Source organism: Pseudarthrobacter sp. P1 (genome assembly GCF_050156935.1).
Lineage (GTDB): Bacteria > Actinomycetota > Actinomycetes > Actinomycetales > Micrococcaceae > Specibacter.
On record NZ_CP189584.1, the window covers coordinates 283387 to 308573 of the forward strand.

Genomic DNA, 25187 nt, shown 5'->3' on the forward strand with positions numbered 1-25187 from the left:
CGTTGATGCCCGATTCGTCGGGGAAACCGGGCCGACCCTTCAACGACCACCGGCTGATGACCGAGGGCATCATCTACCGCTACCGGGCAGGGATCCCATGGCGTGATCTCCCTGCCTATTTCGGGTCGTGGAAGACCGTGTGGAAGCACCACCGCCGCAACGCCGCCAACGGGACCTGGGACAAGGTCCTGGCGGCGTTGCTGACCCGCGCGGACACGGCCGGGCTGATCAACTGGGAGGTCTCGATCGACTCCACGGTCAACCGTGCCCACCAGCACGGCACGAACCTGCCCCGCCACACAGGGGGACCTGTCGAATTACAGGAATCTGCTCGACGAGCCTGAGGACCATGCCATCGGCCGGTCCCGCGGCGGGCTGACCACCAAGATCCACGCCCTGGTGGATGGCAACATGCGTCCCCTGGTCCTGCTGCTGGGGCCGGGCCAGGGCGGGGACTCGCCGATGTTTGAGAACCTCATGGAGGCCCTGAAGGTAGAAAGGCCCGGTCCCGGCCGGGCCCGCACCCGCCCGGACCGGGCCATGGCCGACAAGGCCTATTCCTCCAAAGCAATCCGGGCGTACCTGCGCGGGCGGGGCATCGAGTGCGTTATCCCGGAAAAGGACGACCAGAAGGCCAACCGGAAACGCAAGGGCTCCGCCGGGGGACGCCCCGTCAGATACGACAGGGACGCCTACAAACGGCGCAATGTGGTCGAGCGCAGCTTCAACACCCTCAAGCAATGGCGGTCCCTGGCCACCCGCTACGACAAACTGGCCCTCACCTACCGCTCAGCGGCCGTCCTGCACGCCGTCGTCATCTGGAGCGCCGCATTGGGAGACACGCCCTAGCTAGCGCGGTGGAGGGGGCCACTGGGGCACACCTTTATGGGTATCCGCAGCTCCCCACCCGAAAGAGCACAGGGCCGGGGCCTGCCCGTTTCAGCGATCTGCGCAGCCATCCGATGATGCGGAGCAGCACTCCAATGCGGGTCTGGTCAGCATTCGTCAAGGATTCTTGCCGGGTTGATGCGTGCGTCCAAAACGAGATCCGCCAGCCCACCGCATCTCCGGAAGCCGAGCACCTCGTCCATCCGGACCAGGTCAAGGGTGGCCATTTCAGGGGAGGCAACCCGCGACATGCAGGCACCCCAGCGGGGGCCTGGATCCCAAAACGGTGAGACAGTCTACATCGTCAAGATCCTTGACCCCGTCACCGGTGTTCTCGGACAGGCCTCGACCGGGCATCTGGGCGAAGCCACCGAGGAACGCAGCACTACGGCCCAATCGAAAGGACCAGAACCAACGAAACGATCCCGGCAAGCACAGTTGTCAGGGCGAGGACTGCCGGAAGGCGCCCGTCGGCGGTCCGGGGCAGCTGGCCGTCCAGGGTCGTGAGGGAGTGGTGCTGTCGGAGGTACCGGCACCGGACCACGAACAGCAGGAGGGATGATTCGAGAACACCTGCGAAGGCCAAAAGCAGAGACCATGGCCCGAGGATGGGGGGCAGAACCTTCATCGAGGCCAAGGATCCGGCAAGAAGGCCCAGGCAGGTGCGCTGCCAGGCAAGCCCGGTGCGTTCCGGCTGGAGGCCGGGGTCGAACAGGGTGGTCATCGCAAAAGGATTCCGAGCAGAACAAGGACCGCGACCGACACCAGCAGGACCGCCAGCGGGAGCGAGAACGGGGCGGAGGGCAGAGGGGACCCCGTTCGGAGTGCGTGCTCCACCCTTTTCCATCCGGTCCAGGCCTGGACGGCCGAGAGCACCCCGGCGAGGATCGCCAGGATCGAAGCGGTGAGCCTGTAGCCGGACTGGATGCCGAGACCGAGGGCCTCGAGAGCGACCCCGCCGGCGAGTAGCGCCAGTGCCGTGCGGATCCAGGCCAGGAAGGTGCGTTCATTGGCCAGACTGAAACGCGCATCCGGTTCACTTCCCTGGCTGAAGACCACTTTGGGAAAACGGCTCAGCTCAGCCAACGGTCTCGTCCGTCTTCGTCTGCACCTGGAACACCGTAGTGGGGTGTTCGGTCCATTCATCGATGCGGATCCTGACCGCGGTGCGGGGACTTCGGATCGCGTAGGGGCCACCGAAGTAGTGCGCCGTCATGGCATCAATGCTCTGAAGGTTCTCGTCGTCGAAGAATTCAACCGCGGTGCCCAGGACGGTGACGGCTTCCGTCCAGTCATCGCCATTGAGAACCGTCAGTGACATGCGGGGGTCATCCCGGAGGTGCTGGAGGCGTCCGCCGCGGGAATTGCCTGCGGCGATGCTCAGGAGGATGTGCTCGGCATCTTCAACCAGATACACGATCTGGACGCTCACGGGACGCCCGTCGGGGCGGACCGTAGCCATGACTGCGGGGTTGGGCTGGGAGATGAAGTCGAATACTTGCTGGGGGAGAGCGGGCATGGTGGCGCGCTCCTTTCACTGTCTGAAGGGGTGTAGTAAATGCGGCGGCCGGGGCTGCGGGGCGCACAGGTGCCGGCTGCCAGCCGGCCCAGAGGGGTTTCCTGGGCTACTGCTTGGGGGTTCCCCAGGCAGCGCGGAGTTGGTCCAGGTAGACGCGGAGCTCCGTAACCATGGACATGGTGTGTGGTTCGGCCACCCACTGCTGCTGGAGCCCGTCAAGCACGGCAATGGTGTTGCGGACAATGGCGTCGACGGGGGCGCCCGGGAGAATTTCGCCCGTACGCTGGCCGTCCTCGACCGCCTGGCTAAGCCATTGCCGCGTGCTGCGGTAGTGATCGAGCATCCATTGGTTTGCGGGGTGTTTCGCTTCGGTGGCCTCTGCGGAGATGCGAACGAACAGGCCGATCCACTCAGGCCGGGTGGAGTTTCTGGCCACGAGGGCGACGAGGGAGTCGAATGCGGCCCAGCCCAGAGGAGCTTCCCCTTCACCGAAGAGGAATTCGCTGTCTTCCCTTTCCCGCTGTTCGAGCACGGCGGCAAGCAGGGCGGTCTTGTTCGGGAAATGGTGGAGCAGGCCCGACTGGGACAATCCGGTCCGCAGGGCCACCTCGGCGATGGAGGTCTTGTTGTAGCCGCTGGTGGAGAACAGCTCAATTGCTGCCTGGATGGCCTTGGACCTGGCAATATCGCCGGCCTTTTCGGAACGGTTTCGCTCGCGTTCGATGCGGTATCCGGGTGGGTAAGACATGCCTTAGGACTCCTGTCCGTTTTCGAGCGGTACCGTGATTCGGCGATCGCCGAGGCCACGTGCAATCACGATGGAACCGCCGGAAAGCGGCAGCCACTGGTGTTGGTCCACATCCCACAGTCGCTGGGTTCGCAGATCACAATTGATCTGAACAGTACCGCTCTCTCCAGGGCGGAGTGAAACCTGGTCCCAGCCGATGAGACGTACGGGCTGGCCGTCGTCGAGGGGGACGCGGTACACCTGAACGGTTTCCTTCCCGGCTCGCTGGCCCGTGTTGGTCAGGGTGACGGTGACAGCGTTGACCCCTGCTTCGTCGCGGTCCATGAGCTGCGCGGAGGTGTAGTCCCACGTGGTGTAACCGAGGCCGTGGCCGAACCAGAACAACGGCTCCGCTGCAGACTGGTACCAGCCGCGGTACCCCACACCCGGCCCTTCCGTATACTCAAGGCGTCCGCCGGTGGGTGCCGTCTCCCAGGCCGGCCCCTCGCCGTCGTGGACGGGGAAGGTGGTGACGAGGCGCCCTGCCGGCTCAATCTCCCCGGTGAGTGCCGCCGCGACTGCGTCGCCGGCCTCCTGCCCCGGCAGCCCGGCGAAGAGTACCGCATCAACGTCATCGATCCAGGGCATGAGGACCGGGGTGGCGGCGTTGACGACGACGACTGTACGTGGTGCCACGGCTGCCACGGCGGCGACCAGTGCGTCCTGTTCTCCGGGCAAAGCCAGCGTCTTTTGGTCCTGGCCTTCGGTTTCCTGTTCCTGGGTGTTGCCGACGACGACAATCGCAGTGTCGGCAGATGCTGCCGCTTCCACCGCGTCACGGATTGCCGCTGCCGCAGGACGGGCGGCCGCCGTGACCACGAGCCCGATGATTCTCATCTCGAAGTGCGGTCCCGTCGTGGCGGTGATCCGTGCACCGGATTCCAAGGGAACCACCGAAGCGTGGCTCTTGGGCCTGTGAAGGCCCCCGCCTGGCCCATCGTGGGGGGTGACTGTAAATGACTCGTGGTGGCCAGGTGCTACTACCGTCCACTGGCCGGGCCCGATGACGCCCACGCGCATCCGCGCCGGCGTGGCCAGGGAGACGTCGGCCGACAGTTCGATCCGGGCCGCCTGGGCGAGCCAACCGTCCTCGGCTACCTCAAGCTCCGCCACGTCAAAGTGGCGCGAGTCCAGGACGTTGCCCTGTTCGTCGAGAGCCCGGACCCGCATGCCCGGAGTGCCGGTTTCGGGATCGCGCACCGCTGAAGCTGATGCGGCGACCATTCTCGTCCTGGTTTCAACTCCGTCCACGACCGTGACGCCGCCTGGCCAGAGCGCGGATGCGAGGCCGTCGGCAATGGTCACTACATGCGGGGGGCGCACCCGGGCCGAACCGCCGCCCTGGGCGACGGTGTCAGTGGCATGGCGTCCGATGACGGCAACGTTTCCGGCCCCCTTGGAGAGGGGAAGCACGGTGTTTTTGTTCTTGAGCACGGTCATGCCCTGGGCAGCTATCCTGCGCAGCTGTTCCCGGCGCAGGCTGCTGTCAGGGCGGGGGATGTTAGTCGGCCAGCTGCGCAGTTGCCCAAAAGCCCCAACACGGGCAGCGAGCATCAGTAGACGGCGGACATGGTCATCGACGACTTCTTCGGGGACCTTGCCGGAACGGACGGCCTTCTGAAGGGATGTACTCCAGACCGTTTCGGGTCCGGGCATCACCAGATCCAGGCCGGAGTTTGCACTCTCCGCTGCCCGCTTGGTGGCAAACCAGTCGGACATGACCAGCCCGTCAAAGCCCCACTCCTGCTTCAGGATGCTGTTGATGAGCTCGTCGTGCTCCGTTGCCGTGACACCATTGATGCTGTTGTAGGAGGCCATCACGGTCCACGGATGCGCATCCTGGTCCACTATTTCGAAGGGCAGCAGGTAAAGCTCACGGAGGGTCTGCTCGTCGACTACGCAGTCGACCGTGGTGCGCTGCGTCTCGGATTCGTTGGCGAGGAAATGCTTCGGCGACGCCCCGATTCCCCTGCTTTGCAGTGAGCGGACATATGCCGCTGCGAGGACGCCCGTAAGGTACGGGTCCTCGCTGAAGCACTCGAAAAGCCGTCCCCCCAGGGGGGAGCGGTGGAGGTTGATGGTCGGGCCCAGGACAATGTGGGTCTGCTGGTCCATTGCCTCTTCGGCGAGGATCGCGCCAACCTCATCGAGCACCTCCGAACTCCAGGATTGTGCCAGCAGTGTGGCGTTCGGCAGCAGGCAGCTCTCGCGGCCGCCGACGACTTCTTCCCCACGGACGCCGGTGGGGCCATCGGACATCACAATTTCTGTCAGGCCGATGGATTCCTCCGGCCAGAGGCTGAACATCTTGGCCCCGGACAGCAACCGGATCTTCCCTGCCAGATCAAGTGACCTGACTGCTTCGTCAATGAGGGCAAGGTCAACCCGCCCCGGTGCAGGTGCAGGGTACGGGACATCAGGGGCGTGGACGCTCATCGTGGGACTCCTTTGTCAAAGGTCGCGGCTGGCCAGGCGGCCCAGTCCGGTGGATCTGTGTGGTGAGTCACAAGACTAGCACAACCGACCGAGTACACGGTCGGTACCGTTATCGCCATCAAGGAAAGGTGACTGGAGGACAAAGGTAACGATTAGATAAACAGACCATGCACTCGGTCGGTTTCGTGTACTGTGGTTTCCATCACACCGGACTCCTCTGGTCCGGATACATCTCCCACAGAAAGCAATGAGACCCATGGTTGTGTCTGATTCTGCTGCAGGACCTGAAGCATCCAAGGCTTGGTCCGCCGCCCCCGCTCCCAAAGAAAAAGCCAAAGCAAGCCTCATCGCCACGATGGTGCTGGCCCGGCTCGGACTTCTGACTGCCCTTTCCGTGCCAATCGTGGCCGGGATGACGATCAAGGTGCAGTCCTTGGTTTCCCCGGCTGAAGTAGCCTCTACGCTCGGTTTCGTCATCTCCATGGGCGCCTTCGCCGCCCTCATCTTCGATCCTGTCTTTGGCCGGCTCAGCGACCGAACCATTGGCCGTTACGGCCGCCGCCGCCCGTGGCTCGTCGCTGGAGCACTGGGACTCCTGGTCAGCCTGACCGTAATTGCCCTGGCGCCAAACGTCGTGGTTCTAGGCATCGGCTGGTTCTTCGCACAAGCCCTTGGCAACGCTGCGGTCGCTGCACACACGGCCTCCTTGGCAGATCAAATACCTCAGTGGCAGCGCGGCAAAGTCAGCGGCATGATCGGCATCGCCTCCCAGGCAGCCGGCCTGGGGGCGGCGTACTCGGCGAGTCTTCTCGGGCAGAACATGCTCCTTCTATTCCTGGTTCCCGGAGTCCTCGGGCTGATTCTGGTCCTCGTCTTCGCCTTCGTCCTGCCGGACCAGCCCATGGAACGCCGGCCAGCTTCCGAAGGTGGCTTCCGTACAGTTCTGAAGACCTTCTGGGTCAACCCGGTCAAGCATCCGGACTTCGCCTTCGCCTGGATCTCACGCTTTCTCGTCGTCTTGGCCCTGTTCATGTTCGCCACGTTCCGCCTTCTGTACCTGCAGCAGGACCTTGGCCTTTCCAAACAGGACGCAGCAGGCGCCTTGGCGACCGGTGTGCTCATTTACACCCTGGCTCTCGTTACGGCAGGCCAAATCGCCGGATGGATCTCGGACAGGCTCGGGCGTCGAAAGGTCTTCATCTGGATTTCAGCCATCATCTTCGGCATTGGCACGTGGATGCTTAGCCTGGCAGACTCCACAAACGGGTTCTATTGGGCCGAACTGGTCATCGGCATCGGCTTCGGCATTTACATCGCCGTAGACCTCGCCCTCGTCATCGATGTCCTCCCCAACCCAGATGACACTGCAAAGGACCTCGGCGTCTTCAACATCGCCATGGCCGGCCCCCAGTCACTTGCACCGGCAGTGTCAGCCGCGCTGCTCACATTGGGTGGCGGAAGGTACGACCTCCTGCTCGCCGTGGCGGCAGGCATCGCCCTGCTGGGCGCACTGACGATCCTCCCCGTGAAGAAAGTGCGATGACCCCAGCATTCCTGACATAGCCGCAACCACGCTCTGAGGATCATAAGTTGTCGGACGACAGAGCCCCTCTGACCACGGGCGAACAAGTGCTCGGCTGGGAAATCCAGCCGAGCACTTGCGTTAACGACTGGCAGAGCCCTCACCACACAAGAGGGCGAAATAGTGAGCAGCGGCAAAGCCCACAGATCTGGGAACCGAATGAGGGGGCGCCCTGTTGCCGCACTACTTTCTTGTAAGTGGAACAGCGCTGGCCCCCGCTCAGCGAGGCGGGTAAGCCAGGAGATTCTACTGAGGTCAAGTTGTGAACTGGCCATCTTGATTTTGGCGACCTGCGAGGGATTTGCGTCGTCACTGGTATTTTCGGTCCATGTCGCACGCACAGCCGTTCCCTGCGCCACCCAGTCCTTCTGCCGGATCAGGTTGGTGGAAATGGTTGCTATGGGCAGTGGCAACAATCGTCTTCCAAATTGTCGTGATTGCTGCGGTGAGCACCAGCAACCCTAAGGCTATGCAGCGTCCAGCCACCTCAGGCGCTACTTAGTCTTCAGCGCGCAGCTTTTGTCAGAATTACGCAAGGGATATGCAGTTCAGCAGCGGCTACGAGTTGGTCGGCACTCGGATACGGCAGAGCGGCGGTGACGATTTTCGTATCGATGTGACGTACCGCAAGGATTCAGTTCGCGGCAGCGGTACGTTCACAGGGGTTGTGGAATGCGACGTGCCTTGGAAATCGCAAATTTATGACTGGGATGTGTGTGTCAGGTAGGCAATTCCCGCGGAGTGATTTGAACGGCTGTGGTCTACAACTGTTAAGAATCCGGGACCTGGAGGAGCGTCCTTGAAGCCGTCTCACCTTCTTGGAACTGGGGGAGCAGCTTTGAAAGCTCCCTCCTGCGGAGGTGTACCTCTCACCACCGAGGGCGGGCGACTGGAGAAGCAATAGTGTCCCCCCACCGGGGCAGCGTGTCTTGTTGAGTCGGAACGCAACAACTGGGTTCTCTATGAAGGATGGCTAAGGTGCTGGGGGTTGCTGTCCTGCGAGTCTCTGTGGGATTCTCGGCAATCGCTGGTGGAGGCAAAGGGGAGGGTGTGGACAATGTCCACACCCTTTGCCCTCGGACCCGTCCGTACCGGTACCGGACTGGCCCGGATTCGGCATGTTTCCTGAACTTCCCAGTGTTTGCAAGGGCCGGAATCCGGTTCGAGTCCCACCTCGGGCACAGTGTTTGAGCAGGTCAGGGGCCCTTTGGGCCCCGGCCTGTGGACAAAACCCGCCAAAGTGTGTGCACGAAGCCCGCTTGGCGAGGTCTTTGGCCCGGTTTACGGGCCCATGGCGTGTGGGTTGCGCCGGTTGCTGACCATTGTGGGGTCCTCGATTCCTGGGGTCTGCGGTCCGGGTTTTTACCCTATGCCTTTTCATCGTGGGAATCGCAGTTGACGACATGACGTGGAGGGAACTTTCGCGAGTTTCTTTTCTTCCGACGCCCCAAGTCTGGGGCTGCACGTGGCCGGGCGCCCGTTCCCCGCGGACAGGACTTATGGTGACCGTTCATGCCGTCCATCAGGGGACGTACCCGCTGTGGCATGCTTGTCCGGCTAGATCCGGGTAGGGTCTTACGGCTATTCCGTATCCATGCAATGCGCAGTTGGGGCGTCGCCCAAGGCACGTGGCGCCTCTGACGGCGCGGACCTGTCCCATCCTCTGCCTGGATGCTCCTTGGCAGCTGGCATGCACGGACTACGGGTGGGATCTGGCCGCGATTGACGCTGCGGCGGTGGGCTGATCCAAGCGGGACCGTTTTGCCGACGGGCTGTACGCGAATCAGTGGTCTCGGCATACGTATGTAATTCTTTGCCGCTGGGGTGGCCGGAAGGTGTCGCGGTGGGGGCGGGCTTGCGGGCGGCAGGATTCACGTCGTTGGAGAGGTCGCATTGCCCACGGCGGCCAGGGTTCGCTTTACTGCTTCGTCTACGGCGAGTTTTGCCGTATCGACGACGGGCTCACGGTCCAGGCGTCATGCTCTCGAATCGTGATCTGCTCCCGGGTGGGCTTGGTGAACCCGGGGTCGCAGCATGCCGAGTTGCGCGTCGCCGGTTGTGGGCGCATCCTCGTCGACCACGTAGAGCCGAGCCGGATCGTCGAATGCATCGATGGGGTCGCCTGCCTGGACTGCCCCCGACCCGGCGACGTAGGCTTGGCACCGTCGCCGGTCGCAGATACCCTCGGTGGCCCACGGGTGCACGAGGCTGGCTACAACGACTGCCTGACGAGAACGTGAAGGAGGCTTGAACACGATGTTCACGAAGAAGGGTGACGCGGCCGTTCTGGCCAAACTCAGTGAAGCCCCCGCACAGTACCGGGAGATCGGCGAACGCCTGCACAGCATCATCCGGGAGAGCGCGCCCTCGTTGGAGCCGATCGTTCGCTGGGGACTTCCGTTCTATGTGAAGGACGGCAAAGACATCTGCTACATCAAACCGGATAAGGACTTCATCGCGTTCGGTTTTGGCGAAGTGGTGAACCCCGCACGTGAGGAGGGTGCCCACATGCACCCGGTCGCGTGGACCATCACCTCGCTGGATGCTGCGACGGAGGCCAAGATTCGCGCGCTAGTCGAGAAAGCGGTTGCCTGACACGGACCCGTGCCGCGGTGTGGGGGCCGGCCGTGGCCAAGTGCGGGCGGGTTCGGGCGTTTGGCCGTGGAGGGCTTTGGCTGTTTTCCGCGCAGCTTCCCCCTTGGTTTGGCGATCTTTCAGCATGCGGTGTGTCGCTGTGCCGCGGTGCCTGCCGCAGGGTGATTCCGCTGAGGCAGTTAAGTCCGACGGCGAACCTGGCCAGGGCGTTCGCGGCTAGCCGGAGGTGTCCTTCCAAGCAGACTGGGTCGTCCCGGCCCGGACCGGGCACCATGGGCGGTGGAGACTGCACTTTCCACGGCTGCACCACGACCTCGAAGCACCCAACGATGAGAACCCGAAGCCAAGGGTCGACGGTACGACAACGTCTCGCTACCGGGGCCGAACGCGCGCACAATGAAGGATGCCTATCCATCCGGAAGGAGTGCTGATGAGTGCACGATTCGTGTACTGGATGAATGTCTCCCTCGATCTCATGATCGAGCAGCATTCCGGCGATCACAACAACCTGGCCGGTCCCGACTGGATCCGCCTCGGCGCACCGCTGCATCGGGAGTTCAACGCCCGAGCCCGCACGATGTCGGCAATGGTCGAGGGGCGTGTGATCTACGAGATGATGGACCCCTTCTGGCCGGATGCCCGGGGCGACAGGTCGCTTCCCGACTTTCTGCGCGAGTTCGCCGAGATCTGGACGTCGATGCCTAAGATGCTGGTGTCGAACACACGCACGCTGACACCGGCGCTGGCGTCCCACAACACGCGCATCATCGGTGGGGACGACGTGATCGACCAGCTGGCTGCGCTGCGACAGGATGCGGAAGGCGACATCGCCGTGGGCGGCGCCACGCTCGCTACGCAGTTGCTGCGCGCGGGCCTCCTCGACGAACTGATGGTGTTCACGCATCCGGTCATCTTGGGCTCGGGGCGAGGGCTATTCGATGATCCGCGCCCTCGCGTCAACCTCGACCTGATTGAGCAGCAGTCATTCGATCAGGGCGTCACGCTGCACCGCTACTCTGTGCGCGGCGTGGTCTGATCAGCCCGACCCGTAAAGGATCCTCGACGGGACATCTTGAACGGTTCCAGTGCTGGTTCCCCGCCCGGACATGGATCGGGGCGTTCAGTCGGCTTCAAACATTCCGTGCAGCCGACTTTGACCCTTTTATGGGTCGTGTCGAGGAAAATGACATCATGGTTTCCCGCAGGACGGCATGGCTTTCCGGTCCCTGGCTGCAAGCACCGCGATTCTCGATTCAACCTGCTCTTGAAATCCTTCGTTATCGATATTGGCGGGCTGCGAGAAGTCCCCTGCCGGGGGGGAATTTGGAGGGCGTTCCACGGTGTTCCGAACGGGCTGTATTTTAGGACCCAGCCGACTGAAGTCCGCCTCACCCGCGCCGACGACCCACTTGGGGGCAGAGATGTCCAGCGAAGCCGAAACCACACCCGCTCCCAGTCCACGATCGTGGGACACGCGCTGTTGCGTGGTCGGCGGTGGACCGGCCGGCATGATGCTGGGCTACCTGTTGGCCCGCGCCGGGGTCGAGGTGACCGTGCTGGAAAAGCACGCCGACTTCTTCCGCGACTTCCGGGGCGACACCATCCATCCGGCGACCACCGAGGTGCTGGCCGAACTGGGATTGCTGGACGAGTTTCTTCGCCTGCCGCACACCGAGGTACCTGAACTGCGCCTCGGGATTGACGGACGGACCTTCGGGCTGGTGGACTTCCGGCACCTGCGGACCCGGTGCAAGTTCATGGCGTTCATGCCGCAGTGGGACTTCCTGAACTTCCTGGCCACCCAGGCCAAGCAATACCCCAGCTTCCGACTGGAAATGAGCACCGAGGCCACCGGCCTGCTCCGCCACGGCGGCCAAGTGACCGGCGTACGGGCGCGCACCGCCCAAGGCGATGTGGAGATCCGGGCGGATCTCACGGTGGCCTGTGACGGCCGGTTCTCCCGCATCCGGCAGCTCACGGACCTGCCGGTACGCGAGTTCGCGATGCCGATCGACGTGCTGTGGTTCCGCGTGCCCCGCAGCGAAGATGCCCCGCCGACGCTGGGCTACCTCGGCGGCGGGCAGATCGTGATCGCCATCGACCGCGGTGATTACTGGCAGTGCGGCACGATCATCGAGAAAGGAACACTCACGCAGGTCCAGGCCGCGGGCCTGGCCGTATTCCGCGACCGGGTGGCACATGCCGCACCGTTCCTGGCGGCCGGCCTGGCCGCGCTGACCGGCTGGGACCAGGTCAGGCTGCTGTCGGTGCGCAGCAATCGGCTGCGCCGCTGGTATCAGCCCGGCCTGTTGTGCATCGGCGACGCCGCGCACGCCATGTCACCGGCCGGCGCCGCCGGGGTGAACTACGCCATCGCCGATGCCGTCGCCACGGCCAATCACCTCGCGGCGCGGCTGCGCACGGGCACCGTCGTCGTCGCGGACCTCCAGCGCCTGCAACGACGACGCGAACCCGCGATACGCGGCGCTCAGGCATTGCAGCGACGGCAGACACGCCAGCTCGCTCGTCTGGCCCAATCAAACCCACCCATCCAACTCCTGCGGCTGATCAGCCACACGCCACCGGTCAAACGCCTCCTGGGCCGCATTGTCGGCCTCGGCTTCGGCCGCGAACACATCCACAGCCCCAATCACACCCACCATCGGTGATCATTGCCGGCCAGGCAGCGCGAAGTCGTCCACTCCGAGCACATTGGGCGCGCCGGCCCGAGTGGGGACGGGCAGCAGTATCACTAGGCGGAGCAGGGGTGTTCTGCTCACCGCCGCGCCCAGGCCAGAGCGAGCCGGCCCCCCGGCCCCCGGCCCCCGGCCAGGACCAGGCTGAGCCCGTGGAGCACCTTCACCTGCACCGGGGTGCGCCGCCTGTAACGGGTAGTCATGCCGTTGACCTGCTCGGAGTAGGAACACCTGGGGTGGTCCGCGTCGTCGCAGAACAGGTGCCGCACCGACAACTCGAGGACCACCGACTTCCCGCCCACCGCGGTATCCGCGATATGGCGCCGGTAGCGGCTATGCCCCCGCCGCGACACCACCTCGCAGTCCGGGCACGGGAACGGGCCGCCGTCGCGGGTCCGGGCCGACACCCTCACCGTCCTGTACATCCGGTGCACCTGCTCGACCAGCACCGTGTCCCAGTGCGGGAACACCACTCGCAGCAAATCCTCACACTCTCGGCAACGACCTCACCGCAGCGACAATCTGTCACCATTCGCGAAATTCGCTCCAGAACGACTACCTGTTGAAGATAAGAAGTGTCCGGCCATGAAGTGCGGAAACGCTGGGAACCCGCGTGTCACGTGCAATATCTCCGTCCGTCTGCCCGCCGATAGTCCTGGTCCGGCCTCGCCCCGCCAGGTGGGTGCTCCGCGATGGAACTGGACTCCGGGCGAGCCGTCGCCGTGTCGAACCTCCGAAGGCCGCTGCAGCACATCACGGGGGCCGCTCATCTTCGGCTCATTCGTCGAACCTACAGTGGCTCGCGGGCGGCATCGTCCTCTCGACCATAGAAGGAGAACCTAATGAGCACGTCCCTCCCGCTCAGTCCATCGGCACTGACAGCCTCTGCTGCCGGACCGGGATCGGGGAAATCCCGCTGGATGAAAGTCCCGATCATTACCGCGACGTTCTGGACGATCAAGATCCTCTCAACCACCGTCGGCGAGACGTTTGCCGACTACCTTGCGGTGAACGTCGGCCTCGGGCCGCTCATCACGACAGGCATGATGGTTCTCCTCCTCGCCGTGGCGCTTGTGCTTCAGTTCCGTACCCGGCGGTACACCCCGTGGATCTACTGGCTCACCGTCGTGCTGGTGAGCATCGTGGGCACCCAGATCACGGACTTCTTCACCGATACGCTGGGTGTGAGCCTGTACGTCTCCACCGCGATCTTCTCCATGCTGCTGATCGGCGTTTTCACCGCTTGGTACTTCCAGGAGCGCACCCTCGCGATCACCTCGATCGACACGGTGCGGCGTGAAGCGTTCTACTGGGCTGCGATCCTCACGGCATTCGCCCTCGGGACGGCGGCCGGAGACCTTGCGACCGAGGCGCTCGGGCTCGGATTCCTTTTCGGCTCCATCATCTTCGGAGCGCTCATCCTTGCATGCGGGATCGCTGTTCGCGCCGGGGCACCGGTGGTCGCGGCGTTCTGGGCCGCCTACGTTCTGACCCGCCCGCTGGGCGCATCCATCGGAGACCTGCTGACCCAGGACCGCAGCTACGGCGGCATGGGAGTCGGAGCGGCGATCACCAGTGTCCTGTTCCTGGCCGTCATCGTGATCCTGGTCGCCCGCGAGCAGGTCCATGTCCAGCGCCACGGAGTCCTGGCCAAGGGACAGTCCTTCGCAGGGGGGCGCATGCGGGACATCATTTGGGCGGGAGCCAGCATCATCGCGATCGTCGCGGCGGCCACCACTGTGACGGCCGCCCACACGGCGCAGGCGCCGGCGGGCTCCGCCGCCGTCGGCTCGGCCACCACCGGGCAGGGGCCACTCGGGGACCTCTCGTCATTCTCCGTTATCGTTGACGACGTCACGGCGAAGATCGAGGCTGGCGACCTCCCCGCGGCGCGTACCCGAGTCAAGGATCTCGAGACAGCTTGGGACAGTGCCGAAGCCGGCCTCAAGCCGAAGTCGCCGTCTGCTTGGGGTGCGATGGACAGGGCGATTGACGGCGAACTCACCTCCCTGCGGGCCGCCCACCCGGACCAGGCAGCCTGCCTGACGGCCACGCACAACCTGCAGTCGGTCATCGCCTCCCAGTAATTCCCAGTATCCAGTCAGGCCGCTGCCTCATCATGGTTGGTAGCTGCGCCGTCGTGTGCCTAGCGGGAACGACGGCGCAGCAGCGTCCGGCAACAGAAGGGACCAGGATGAGGATCCTCTTGGCGGAGGACGATCCGATGATCGCCTCGGCTCTCACGCAACAGTTGGTCGACGACGCATATGTCGTCGAGGTGGTGGCCGATGGAAAGACGGCTTTGGACTTCGCACGGCACGGCGCCTTCGACGTTTTCCTCCTTGATCTGGGCTTGCCCGGGCTAGACGGGATCGACGTGTTGCGCAGCCTGCGCGCAGGAGACGACGGCGACCGGGGGCCCGTGGTCATCGTGATGACTGCTCGGGGCGCCGTGGCGCAGAAGGTCGTGGGCCTGGATGCCGGGGCTGATGACTACCTCGTGAAGCCGTTCGCCTATGAGGAGCTGCACGCGAGGCTGCGGGCCGTGGGCAGGCGGGGTTCTCCGCACGCCACAGCCGTCCTGCGTGCGGGAGCCATCGCCCTTGACGAAGCGATGGCGACAGCGACCGGTCACGAGGGCATCTCTGTTCCACTGACCCGGCGCGAACTTGCCCTCCTCCGTGCCCTGATCCGGCGTCCCGGTGTCGTCCTCTCCCGCGACCAGCTTGAGTCCCAGGTGTATGGAAGCGAGGTCGAGATCGAGTCGAACGCGATCGACTTCATCATCAAGCGCCTGCGCGGAAAGCTCGGGGCGGACTGCATCCGCAATGTGCGGGGCCTTGGCTGGATGATCCCGAGGGGTCGATGACCACGCCCCGCCGGACCACGCCCCGCCGGACCCTGTCCCGCCGGACCCTGTCCCTCCGGACGCGGTTGGTCGCAGCGCTCGCCGTGCTCGTACTCCTGGTCACGGCGGCCGCCGCCTCGTGGTCGTATCATCGGGCGTTCGTGGAGGCGAAGGAATCGCAGGACGGACTCCTCTCACGTGTGGCCGAGATGGTGAAGACCCCCGGCGTCGACTTCGTCCAAAGCGACGTCTCGCAGACGGACAACCAGTCAGGTCTCGTGGTCGAAGAGCTTGACAGCAACGGCATGTCCCACAGCCTGCCCTCGATCCCCTCCAACGGTCTGGCCACCGTTTCGACCGAGCAGGGCCCGCAGCGGGTCATGGTGCGTTCCCTCGCTGACGGACGCAGAATCGCTGTCGCCCAGCCGATCGCCGTCCGCGAGGACGCCGTGAACGAGACCTTGATCTCCACCGTTATGCCGATCCTGCTCGGTGCACCACTCGTGATACTGGTGGCCTGGATCGTTGTCGCTTGGGCTCTGAAACCCGTCGACGCGCTTCGCCGCGAGCTCGAGCAACGTGATGACGGGTCCCTCGCGCCATTGCCGCACACGCGCGTTCCCAAGGAGCTGTCGGGGTTCCTCGACGCCCTCGAAGCCCATCACCTGCGTGCATCGGAGGTTCTCGAGAAGCAGCGGCGTTTCGCGGCCGAAGCCGCCCACGAGCTGCGCACGCCCGTCGCCGCTGTCTCCTTCCAGGCGGAGCATCTGCTGGCCGCCACCACGGATGCGGACCGCGTACAGCGGCAGGATGCGCTGCGGGGTGGTCTCTCGCGGCTGCGCGCCCTCTGTGGGCAGCTGCTGGTCCTCGGCGACGAAACACCCCAAGTTGACCGGCGGGTACCGCTGGAGGAGATCGCCAGGGTTGTCGCTGGAAACATCGTAGAGACGGACGACGGAGAGGGATCCGACGTCCTTTGGGATCTCGGGGACGCGGGGGATGCCCTCGTCCCCGAAGCCGGCACCCGCATCGTCCTGCAAAATCTGGTGCACAACGCGATCCGCTATGCAGGATCTGCGGGCCCCATCGAGGTGCGCGCACGGAGGGAGACGACCTGGATCCGGCTCGAAGTGCTCGACAACGGACCGGGAATCCGCGAGCCCGAGAAGGCGCTGGACGCATTCCATCGCGAGGCAGGCCAGGACACTCCCGGCACCGGGCTCGGCCTCGCGATCACGGTGCGAACGCTTGAGCGTCTGGGTGGCGAGCTCCAGCTGTTGAGTCGAGCAGGGGAGGGCAGCGGCACCCTCGCGCGTGCCACGATCCCGCTCGGCGGGCAAGCCACGGGCGACCAAGCGGCGCCACCGCGGGTAACATGAGCGCCTCGGCGCCGCGGCCGCGCGATTGCCGATGGGAGGAGGGCTCCGATAGCCATCGGCGGTCGCATTCCGCTGCAGGCCGTGCCCGCGGTGCACGCATCTACAAGAAAATGGAAAACCTTCCACTAGCGTCCTGGGCTTGAAATTCGGTTCCTCATTGTGGAATGGGGCATGGCGAACGTTGGACGGCCGAAGGCCCTGCTGGAACTCTCGGATGAAGAACGCGAGACGCTGTCCCGGTGGGCGCGCAGGGCGAAATCCTCCCAGGCGCTGGCGACACGCTCGAGGATCGTGCTGGCCAGCGCCGAGGGCCTGACCAACGTGGCCGTTGCGGCCCGGTGCGGGGTCGAGCCCCACACCGTGGCGAAGTGGCAGCGCCGTTTTCTGGAGCGGCGGCTGGACGGGCTGGTCGATGATCCCCGGCCCGGCCGGCCCGCCAGCATCACCACCGACCAACGCCACGCGCTGGTCACGGGCGAAGATGGCCGAACGGTCGGGCCTGTCGAAGTCCGCGATCGGGCGGATCTGGAAGGCGTTCGAACTCAAACCCCACCGCGCCGACGGGTTCAAGCTCTCCAACGATCCTTTGTTTGTGGAGAAGGTCTACGACGTGGTGGGGCTCTACCTGAATCCGCCGGAATCGGCCGTGGTGCTCTCCATGGACGAGTTATGCGAAGCTTCGCATAATTCGTCCATGCACAGCACGATCGCGTTCTCCGGCGGGTTCAGGTACAGCCCGCACACGTCAATGAGCTTCTCGTCGAAGTTCGGATCGTTGGAGGGCTTGAACGTCTTGACCAGGTGGGGCTTGAGCCCCCGGGCGGCCCAGATCCGCTGCACCTGGGCCGGGGAGACACCGACGCGGGCGGCCATGGAACGCACCGACCAGTGTGTTTCCGCCGCCGGCCTGGTGTTCTGCGTCAGCCACACGATCTCGGCGATCTTCGCTTCCGGGATCACCGGCTTCCGGCCGCGCCCGGCACGCACCGCACCGAACTTCACCAGCCCGTCCTGGGCAAAGCGGGCACGCCAGGCACGCACCGTGCCCGGGTTCACGCCCACCACCCGGGCAATCCACTCATTGGCCAGACCCTCGGACGCCATCAGCAGCACCTGCGCCCGCTGCACCTCCCGGTGCGAGGCAACCTGCGACCTGGACAGGGCCGCCAGGACCTCGCGCTGGACGTCACCAAGGGCCAATGCGGGGGCGTGATTCGACATGACCCAAGCTTAACACCCAAGCCATGAACTATTTTGGAGACACTACACTAGGAGCCCGGGCACGGACAGCATGATGGACGCGAACAAAGTCAACGGCATGATCCCGGGAAGGACATCCGCCACCTGCATGCGCATCAGGGCCGTGGACTTGGACCGGCGGTCCCAGGACAATAGGACGATGCCCTGGACCAACGCCCCGATGGCGAAGAACAGGGCAAAGACAACTATTTTGCCGTCCTCCGGTCCTGCCGATAGTATGGCGGCCAGCCACATGCCCAGACAGCCGGCAACCACCAATGCACCACCGACCACCACGGACACCGGTTTGGCATTCCTCACCACCCGCATCGGCAGCCGCCTCCTCCCCAACAGGGCGTGGCCCCGTCCGACCATCGAACGCCAGTGCGTCGCGCGTGTCAACGATTCCGCCTCCGGGCCGGTGGGCGGCTCAGGCGCAAAATACCAATGGATCAGGGTCTTGGCATGTCTCATAGCCGCTCAGGGGAGGCCCGACCCTCAAACCCCTCCGGGTCACCAAACCTTGGGGCTGTCAGGGAGTAAACCAACCCCGGGGGTCCCGGCAAGAGATGGCGCCGCCGTACAAGTCGGTGGTCTTTGAACCCGTCCTTCTCATTCGTAGAGTGGTGTTGCTTGCTGCGAACACAGCCGGTGCACGGGCATCCTTGGACAGGGGTGGGTCACGGCCCCGATCAGGCTTCCAATTGGGACAGCTAAACCTGTAGGGCTGGCCGGGATCAATCCCGCCCAGCCCTAGGATGGAGGCTCCCAGAACTGTACGGTTGCGCCATGAGCCGCTGGATCAAGGCCTTGTTACTTGTCGTGGGTGTCGACGCCGCGGCCTTCCTCGGGTGCTGGCTGTGGTTTGGTCTCTGGCAAGGCGTGATCGCCGTCCTGGACATCCATGTCGTGTCGTTAGCCGATGGCGGGCAACAACCACCCCAGGAAAGTCGAGGACTACCGACAGGAGTGGCTTCAGCGACGTTCACGACCCACCGCCGGCCGCCCGGAGGCCGGCGAGGATCCGCCCGCCTAGTGTCCTGCACCTGAAATTCGGTTCAGAAGCCTGCCGAGTGATTCGAGGATCTGTTCCGCCGACTTGGTCCAGGTAAAGGGTGCCGGATGTTCGTTCCAGACCGCGGCCCAGGCGCGGATGTCCGCCTCAAGGGCATGGACGCTGCGGTGGAGGAGGTACTCGGTGACGAATCCAAAGAACCGCTCGACCTGGTTCAGCCAGGAGGAGCATGTCGGGGTGAAGTGCATGTGGAAGCGTGGATGGGTCGCAAGCCAGTTCCGGACCGTCGAGGTCTTGTGGGTCTGGTAGTTGTCGCAGATCAGGTACACGTCAAGGTGCACGGGGATCTGGGCATCGATCTTGGCGAGGAACTTCCTGAACTCGATGGCACGGTGCTTGCGGTGCAGACTGGAAATCACGGAGCCGTCCGCGGTGTTCAACGCCGCGAACAAGGTCGTGGTCCCGTGCAGGACGTAGTCATGGGTCCGCTTCTCCGGCATCCCGGGCATCATCGGAAACGTCGGTTGGGACCGGGCCCGCGCCTGGACTGGGCTGCTTAGGAGTTTTCGGACAGCGGATTAGTGGTTTTTCTACGCTGCCGCGGCCGGCTGCTGGTAACTGTAGTGGACTTCATTCGGTCGCCGGTAATCGAGTGCCGAATGGCGTCTGCGGCTGTTGTCGAACCCCTCGATGTAGCGGATGATGTCACTACGGGCCCGGTCCTTCGTGGCGTACGTCGTGCGGTACACGCGCTCGTTTTTCAGGGCCGAGAAGAAAGTTTCTGCCTGGCTGTTGTCCCAGCAAATGCCGGTTTTCCCCATGGATGAACGCATCCCCAAGCTGGCGACCAGGGCCCTGAACGAGGCTGAGGTGTAAACGCTCCCGCGGTCTGAATGCCAGATCGCGTTCGGCTCGATTCGTGTCGTGGCTGCGGCGTTGCGCAGGGCCCGTTCCACTAGTTCGGAGCGCATGTGGTCATCGATGGCCCAACCAACGACTTTCTTGGAATAGCAGTCGATGACCGTGGCCAGGTAGATGAAGCCCTGCCACGTATGGATGTACGTGATGTCTCCGACGAATTTGATGCCAGGCCGGTCGGCGGTGAAGTCCCGGCGGACCAGGTCCGGCATTGCGGCTGCCGCTTCTGCATCGGCGACCGTGGCGGGCCTGAAGGGCCGCGGCTGGCACGGAACCAGGCCTTCTTGCCTCATGATTTGGCGCACCAGTTCCGGGGAACACTCGGTCTCCTGGGCCGACAGGTCGGCGTGGATCCGGCGGTACCCGTAGGTCCCCTCGGATTCCTCAAAGAAATGCCGTACACGGGCGGTCAGTGCCGTCCTGCGGGCTGCGGTGGCCGAGACCGGGCGGGAGCGCCAGTGGTAGAACCCCCGAGCGGGAGACCTCCAACCACCGGCACATCTTCAACACCGCCGGCGCCTTCTCGGTGGCCGCGTAGGAATCGATGAATTCATGCTTCGCCACTACCGTGGCTCCCTTGCGAAGTATGCGGCCGCTTTTTTTAGGAACGCGGCCTCCGCCTTCAGTTCCTGGTTCTCACGTTCCAGTTCCTTGAGCCGGGCACGTTCGGAGACGTTCAACTCCGCCTCCGTCTCAATGCCACCGTGGGCTTGCCTGTACTTCTTCAGCCAATTGCGCAACGTCTCGGCGCCCACGCCGTATTCGGTGGCGACGGATTTGATGACATTCTGGTGAATCCCCATTCCGGTAGTCCCCATCATTTCAGGGGTACCACTGTCCGAAATCCCCAGAGCAGCCCAGAGCTTCCCAGTGTTTGCAGGGCTGGAATCCGGTTCGAGTTCCGCTTCGGGCACAGTGTTTCCGCAGGCCAGAGACCCTTTGGGTTTCTGGCCTGCGGACTAAGCCCGCCAAAGTGTTGATACGAAGTCCGCTTGGCGAGGTTCAAGCTCCTGATTTTACGGGCCCACGGCGTGTGGGATTCCCCATTTGTTGATCACTGCGCTTCCTCGATTCTTGACCTCTGCGGTCCGGTTTACTGACGTACACCTACTTCATCGGGGAAATTGCCGCCAGCAACATGATGGGACGGCAGGTTTCCGGGAATTTCTTTTGCCACCCCGATCCCAGGACCAGGTTGTCCCGGACGCTTCCGCACCGATTGGGAGGATGTTGGTTGACCCCGCATCCCGTTTCATCCGGCAAGACCCTGGAGCGGCATAACCGTCCGCTCGTGCCTTCGGCCTAGGTTGAGGTGCTCCGGTTCAGGTGCTCGGCTTCCCCCGGCAGCTCTGCATGGATGGGGGCTCACGGAGGATGACATCAACGATGGGCCCTTCCCATCGTCAGAGGGCGGCGCCTGCCCGACGGCGCGGTCGGGCATCGGGGATACGAGACTGCCCCGAGTGCTTACTGACGTGGGGTCGGTGGGGGAGTTGGAGTGTTGGCCCGTCATGCCGGGCCCGTTGACCGCCTGTGCCTTGGTCACGACTGACCGGCATCTTTACACCTGGTCGGATCACTAAGCGGCAGCGTCAATGCGTCAACCGGGGGGCGTTGGCCATCTCCCAGGGATCAATTCAGGGAGGCTGCTGGTTTCCCCTCCTTTGTTGTTGCCTCCCGGCGCATCGGCGGTGTAATGGACGCATGAGCCATTTGCAACGAAGAATCGTCCTGGTCGTCCTGACCGTCGTACTTTTGGCCATGATCGCAGTTGTGATCGGCGCAATGACCCGCACGCAGCCCGAGACGACTTCTGGAGTCGCCTCGACGGCACCGTCACTGTCAATCCTGAAGGAGGTTCACTCCCCGGGGGCGGTGGCCCTTGATGAACGGCTTGCCCCTGGCGAGTGCAGCGTTGTCAGGGTCAACGCCACTGCAGGGGACGACCTGCCAGATCCGAAGTGCACCCCTGGGGCGATCGACCCTGCCGTCACGCAGAACAACATTGCGGCCACGATATGCACCTCCGGGTACACGGCAACGGTCCGGCCGCCGGCTTCCGAATCGGACAGGTTCAAAGCCACGGCCCTGGCCGCCTATGGCGAGACCGGAAAACCGACGACTGAGCTGGACCATCTGGTCTCCCTGGAACTGGGCGGGGCCAACTCGGCGTCGAACCTGTGGCCCGAACCCAACCGTTCCGGGGCCACAGGCACCGCCAACCCCAAGGACGCGGTCGAGGGCGCCCTGCACAAAGCCGTCTGCGACCGCAGGTTGAAGCTGGCTGCCGCGCAGCAGGCGATTGCCCGCGACTGGGTGACGGCGCTGAAGGATCTGGGTCTCTAAGTTCCGCTCCGTAGCCGACACCTGGCAGCCGCGTGTTCTGGCAGCGGCTCGCATGGCAACTCTGGAATGGGATGGGGTGTCCCTGACCCGTCCTGTACGTCATGGAACGACACAGTGGCAAGTTCCGGAGGCTGTTCTTTTCGGGTCATTTTCTCCCCTGTCGGGAATCGAACCCGGGCCGTGAAGGGTCACAGCCGGTGACCAGACGGACAGCTTCGGACCCGTCGCCCTGCCCGGTTGGCCGGGCGCTTTCCCGTCCTTCCACTACTCCACCATGTGTGTGGCAGGGACTTATGCCCTCCCCGGTGGCATTTGGCATCGTCCAGGACTACGGTCAGGCATCGGCCTTGCCCGTCCGCGACGGCGTTCAGCAGCGGGAGCCGGTCGGCACGGTCCCCGGACATGAGTTCAGACCGGCAGCAGCGGGTGGACCCCGAAGTACACGTCCCTGTTCGTATTGACGCCGGGTGCACAAGAGTTCGATGCTGCACTATTGGACGAAGTCGGACGAATCCCTTAGGCGATGGATATCCCTAGGGAATCTCATCTACGGGTGCGACAGGCTCCGTGGCGGGCTCGGCCTCGGTGGCGCCCGGTTCTCTCAGGGTCTTGATGATCGTCCACCCCACCGCGGTCAGCGGTACTGCCAGCAGGGCGCCAACCACTCCGGCCAGGAATGTTCCGGCGGCGAGGGCCAGCAAGATGGCAAGGCCATGGATGTTCAGGACACGGCCCATCAGGACGGGCTGTAGAAAGTGGTGCTCGAGCTGGTTTGCCGCAATGACCACGGCCAAGACGACCAGTGCCGGCACGGGGCCGTTGGAGATCAGTGCCACTCCGACAGCCAGCGTCCCAGCGGCCGTGGCGCCTATGATCGGTATGAAGCCGCCAATGAAGATGAATACGCCCAGCGGCAGGGCCAGGGGCACGCCCATGATGGCCAGGACGATGCCGACGACGAGGCCGTCGATGGCGGCAACGATGGCTGTTCCGCGTACGTATCCGCCGAGGACGGCAGTGCTGCGTTCAGCAGCCAGGTGCGCCTTGGGGCGGTGGCTATCGGGCAGGAACCCGAACAGGAAAGTGCGGATCTTCTCGCCGTCCTTCAGGAAGAAGAACAGGGTGACGGCCATGAGCACTATGCCGGCGAGGATTTCCCCGACGGTCCTGGCACCGGTAAGGGCCTGGGTTCCAAAGTCGCTGCTGGTGAAGAATTTCTGGAGGGACTCGCGAATGCCGTTGAGCTGTTGGTCGCTGACTGGGAACGGGCCGCTATTGAGAAAATGGTGGAGCTGGTCGACTCCGGCCAGGACCCTTGCCGCCAGTTCATTCCACTGGTGCCGGATCAGGGCGACGATGCCGGTGACGATCCCGCTGAACACGGCCAAGATGCCCACGAAGGAGACTACCGTTGCGACTGCGCGTGGCAAACCGCTCTTGACCAGCCAGGCCACGAGGGGTGAGATGGCGGCCGCGAGGATGAGCGCGATGGTGGTTGGGATGACGACCAACGGGACCCGGGTGATGGACCAGAGGACGACCCAGGACAGGGCGATGACGAGCAGCGTTTGTGCCGATCTGACGCCTGCCCGGCCGAGGCCGTCCGACCAGATGGCCGGTAGGCCGGTACGGGTTTCTGACATGGTGGATCTCACTTTCGAGCTCTAGCTGCCGACGGGGAAGCAGGGGACCATTCTTCCCTGCGTGCGTGTCTCGTGCATGGCACTGTCGGGTAATGTTCAAACATATGCCATTGCTCGCATGTGTGCGGTGGGGTGGGTTTCCCTCACCAGGCCGCCGCAACGGCATCCGAAGTTGCCCGTGGATAAGTGGCCGGGATGCTTTCTGGGCGTACCGGAGTCAGTGGATGGTGCCGCCGGAGCGGTCCGGGATCAACCCGACCAAGTGGCCCGGGGCGGTGTCCACAATGACCTCATGGCTGTCGCCGCCGGTCCGCGTTCGTTCACCTGCTGGTAACCGCACGTTGATACGTTCACGTCATGATAGATACGATCCAGGCCGCGATCCTGGGCCTGATCCAGGGCATCACGGAACTCTTCCCCATCTCCAGCCTTGGCCACAGCGTCATCCTGCCGCGGCTGTTCGGTTGGAATCTCGATCAGAACGCTCCTGCCTTCCTGCCGTTCCTCATCGCGACCCATCTGGCCACGGCCGTCGTCCTGTTTGTCTTTTTCCTCAAGGACTGGATCGAAATCTTCAAAGGCCTGGGCCGTTCCATCCGCGACCGGAAGATCACCCCGTCCGACACCTACGCGAAACTTGGCTGGCTACTGGTAGTTGGCACAGTGCCTGCTGGCATTATGGGCCTGGTGTTGGAAAAGCCGATCCGCACCCTGTTCGCATCCCCGCTGATCGCGGCCGCGTTTCTGGTGGTCAACGGCCTGGTGCTTTTCGCCGCCGAACATTTGCGCACGAGGAAACAGCTGCGGTCCGCTGCGGATCCCTCCGATGGGGCGGCATCGGATGCGCAGATCGCCACGCTGTCCTGGAAACAGGTTCTGGGCATCGGGACGGCCCAGGCCGCGGCACTGGTGCCCGGCATTTCCAGGTCGGGTTCCTCGATGGTGGGCGGTCTGCTGTCAGGATTGAACAATGAAAATGCCGCCCGATTCAGCTTCCTGCTGGCCACCCCGATCATCGGTGCGGCCGCGGTGCTTAAACTGCCGGCGGTCTTCGGCCCCGACATGGCCGATGAACGCGGCGCCTTCCTGGTCGGGGCCTTGTGTTCGGCCGTTGCCGCCTGGTTTTCCACGAAGTTTCTGCTGCGGATTTTCGAAACCAGAACGTTGATGCCGTTCGCCGTCTATTGCCTGGTGGGAGGCGTCGTCTACTTCACGCTGATGCTCATTTTTGGGTAAAGCCTGTGGGGAGTGCTGCCGGAGTCATCCCTTTGCCCGGCCGTCCATGGAACCCCGCCC

At 64.0% G+C, this 25187-nt stretch carries 18 protein-coding genes and 4 pseudogenes; 11 read left to right on the top strand and 11 right to left on the bottom strand.

The window, feature by feature from the left end:
* Window positions 1-5: 5 nt before the first annotated feature.
* Window positions 6-849 (top strand): IS5 family transposase gene (locus ACQCSX_RS01230; protein WP_427018933.1). Its coding sequence is split into 2 segments (ribosomal slippage): window positions 6-311 and window positions 313-849, totalling 843 coding nucleotides; the frame shifts between segments, so codons are not numbered across the junction.
* A 424-nt stretch (window positions 850-1273) separates the two neighbouring features.
* Here the strand turns inward: ACQCSX_RS01230 and ACQCSX_RS01235 are convergent.
* From ACQCSX_RS01235 to ACQCSX_RS01255, 5 genes are all read right to left on the bottom strand, one after another.
* Complete coding sequence (locus ACQCSX_RS01235) at window positions 1274-1612, bottom strand: DUF202 domain-containing protein (RefSeq protein WP_427017309.1); 339 nt, start codon at window positions 1610-1612, stop codon at window positions 1274-1276.
* Complete coding sequence (locus tag ACQCSX_RS01240) at window positions 1609-1965, bottom strand: YidH family protein (RefSeq protein WP_427018940.1); 357 nt, start codon at window positions 1963-1965, stop codon at window positions 1609-1611. The genes ACQCSX_RS01235 and ACQCSX_RS01240 overlap by 4 nt, the downstream gene beginning before the upstream one ends.
* A 1-nt stretch (window position 1966) precedes the next feature.
* Entirely contained in the window at window positions 1967-2407 is a 441-nt protein-coding gene (locus ACQCSX_RS01245; RefSeq protein WP_427017310.1) for a pyridoxamine 5'-phosphate oxidase family protein, read from the bottom strand.
* Between the two features lie 106 nt (window positions 2408-2513).
* Window positions 2514-3155, bottom strand: a complete 642-nt coding sequence (locus ACQCSX_RS01250; protein WP_427017311.1) for a TetR/AcrR family transcriptional regulator — start codon at window positions 3153-3155, stop codon at window positions 2514-2516.
* Between the two features lie 3 nt (window positions 3156-3158).
* On the bottom strand, window positions 3159-5630 hold the full coding sequence (locus tag ACQCSX_RS01255; RefSeq protein WP_427017312.1) for a glycoside hydrolase family 3 C-terminal domain-containing protein: 2472 nt from the start codon (window positions 5628-5630) through the stop codon (window positions 3159-3161).
* A 256-nt stretch (window positions 5631-5886) separates the two neighbouring features.
* Here ACQCSX_RS01255 and ACQCSX_RS01260 point away from each other — a divergent pair, with 256 nt between their 5' ends.
* The 4 genes from ACQCSX_RS01260 (at window position 5887) to ACQCSX_RS01275 (ending at window position 12476) form a co-directional block, all read left to right on the top strand.
* A complete protein-coding gene (locus ACQCSX_RS01260; RefSeq protein ID WP_427017313.1) occupies window positions 5887-7173 on the top strand; it encodes an MFS transporter in 1287 nt (428 codons plus the stop codon).
* Window positions 7174-9468: 2295 nt separating this feature from the next.
* A complete protein-coding gene (locus tag ACQCSX_RS01265) occupies window positions 9469-9807 on the top strand; it encodes a DUF1801 domain-containing protein (protein WP_427018941.1) in 339 nt (112 codons plus the stop codon).
* A gap of 430 nt (window positions 9808-10237) precedes the next feature.
* Complete coding sequence (locus tag ACQCSX_RS01270) at window positions 10238-10843, top strand: dihydrofolate reductase family protein (RefSeq protein WP_427017314.1); 606 nt, start codon at window positions 10238-10240, stop codon at window positions 10841-10843.
* Between the two features lie 385 nt (window positions 10844-11228).
* On the top strand, window positions 11229-12476 hold the full coding sequence (locus ACQCSX_RS01275) for an FAD-dependent oxidoreductase (RefSeq protein ID WP_427017315.1): 1248 nt from the start codon (window positions 11229-11231) through the stop codon (window positions 12474-12476).
* Between the two features lie 107 nt (window positions 12477-12583).
* Here ACQCSX_RS01275 and ACQCSX_RS01280 read toward each other — a convergent pair whose 3' ends face one another.
* Complete coding sequence (locus tag ACQCSX_RS01280) at window positions 12584-12976, bottom strand: transposase family protein (protein WP_427017316.1); 393 nt, start codon at window positions 12974-12976, stop codon at window positions 12584-12586.
* Window positions 12977-13345: 369 nt separating this feature from the next.
* Between ACQCSX_RS01280 and ACQCSX_RS01285 the strand changes: the two genes are divergently transcribed.
* The 4 genes and pseudogenes from ACQCSX_RS01285 to ACQCSX_RS01300 form a co-directional block, all read left to right on the top strand.
* Window positions 13346-14590, top strand: coding sequence for a hypothetical protein (locus ACQCSX_RS01285; RefSeq protein WP_427017317.1), 1245 nt, complete (start codon window positions 13346-13348; stop codon window positions 14588-14590).
* 107 nt (window positions 14591-14697) lie between these two features.
* Window positions 14698-15372, top strand: coding sequence for a response regulator transcription factor (locus tag ACQCSX_RS01290; RefSeq protein ID WP_427017318.1), 675 nt, complete (start codon window positions 14698-14700; stop codon window positions 15370-15372).
* Between the two features lie 83 nt (window positions 15373-15455).
* Entirely contained in the window at window positions 15456-16730 is a 1275-nt protein-coding gene (locus ACQCSX_RS01295; protein WP_427017319.1) for a sensor histidine kinase, read from the top strand.
* A gap of 171 nt (window positions 16731-16901) precedes the next feature.
* Window positions 16902-17397 (top strand): annotated as a pseudogene (locus ACQCSX_RS01300) (helix-turn-helix domain-containing protein); the annotation flags it as partial.
* Window positions 17398-17417: 20 nt separating this feature from the next.
* On the opposite strand, the pseudogene ACQCSX_RS01305 reads toward ACQCSX_RS01300, so the two are convergent.
* The 4 genes and pseudogenes from ACQCSX_RS01305 to ACQCSX_RS01320 form a co-directional block, all read right to left on the bottom strand.
* A pseudogene (locus ACQCSX_RS01305) lies at window positions 17418-17951 on the bottom strand (IS630 family transposase); the annotation flags it as partial.
* Between the two features lie 42 nt (window positions 17952-17993).
* Complete coding sequence (locus ACQCSX_RS01310; RefSeq protein WP_427017320.1) at window positions 17994-18290, bottom strand: hypothetical protein; 297 nt, start codon at window positions 18288-18290, stop codon at window positions 17994-17996.
* Between the two features lie 711 nt (window positions 18291-19001).
* Window positions 19002-19523 (bottom strand): annotated as a pseudogene (locus tag ACQCSX_RS01315) (IS630 family transposase); the annotation flags it as partial.
* Between the two features lie 51 nt (window positions 19524-19574).
* Window positions 19575-20684 (bottom strand): annotated as a pseudogene (locus tag ACQCSX_RS01320) (IS3 family transposase); the annotation flags it as partial.
* 922 nt (window positions 20685-21606) lie between these two features.
* Here ACQCSX_RS01320 and ACQCSX_RS01325 point away from each other — a divergent pair.
* Window positions 21607-22248 carry a hypothetical protein gene (locus tag ACQCSX_RS01325; RefSeq protein ID WP_427017321.1) on the top strand — a complete coding sequence of 214 codons (642 nt, stop codon included), beginning with the start codon at window positions 21607-21609 and terminating at the stop codon, window positions 22246-22248.
* 533 nt (window positions 22249-22781) lie between these two features.
* Here the strand turns inward: ACQCSX_RS01325 and ACQCSX_RS01330 are convergent.
* Window positions 22782-23891 carry an AI-2E family transporter gene (locus ACQCSX_RS01330; protein ID WP_427017322.1) on the bottom strand — a complete coding sequence of 370 codons (1110 nt, stop codon included), beginning with the start codon at window positions 23889-23891 and terminating at the stop codon, window positions 22782-22784.
* 357 nt (window positions 23892-24248) lie between these two features.
* Here ACQCSX_RS01330 and ACQCSX_RS01335 point away from each other — a divergent pair, with 357 nt between their 5' ends.
* Window positions 24249-25127, top strand: coding sequence for an undecaprenyl-diphosphate phosphatase (locus ACQCSX_RS01335; protein WP_427017323.1), 879 nt, complete (start codon window positions 24249-24251; stop codon window positions 25125-25127).
* Window positions 25128-25187: the final 60 nt, after the last annotated feature.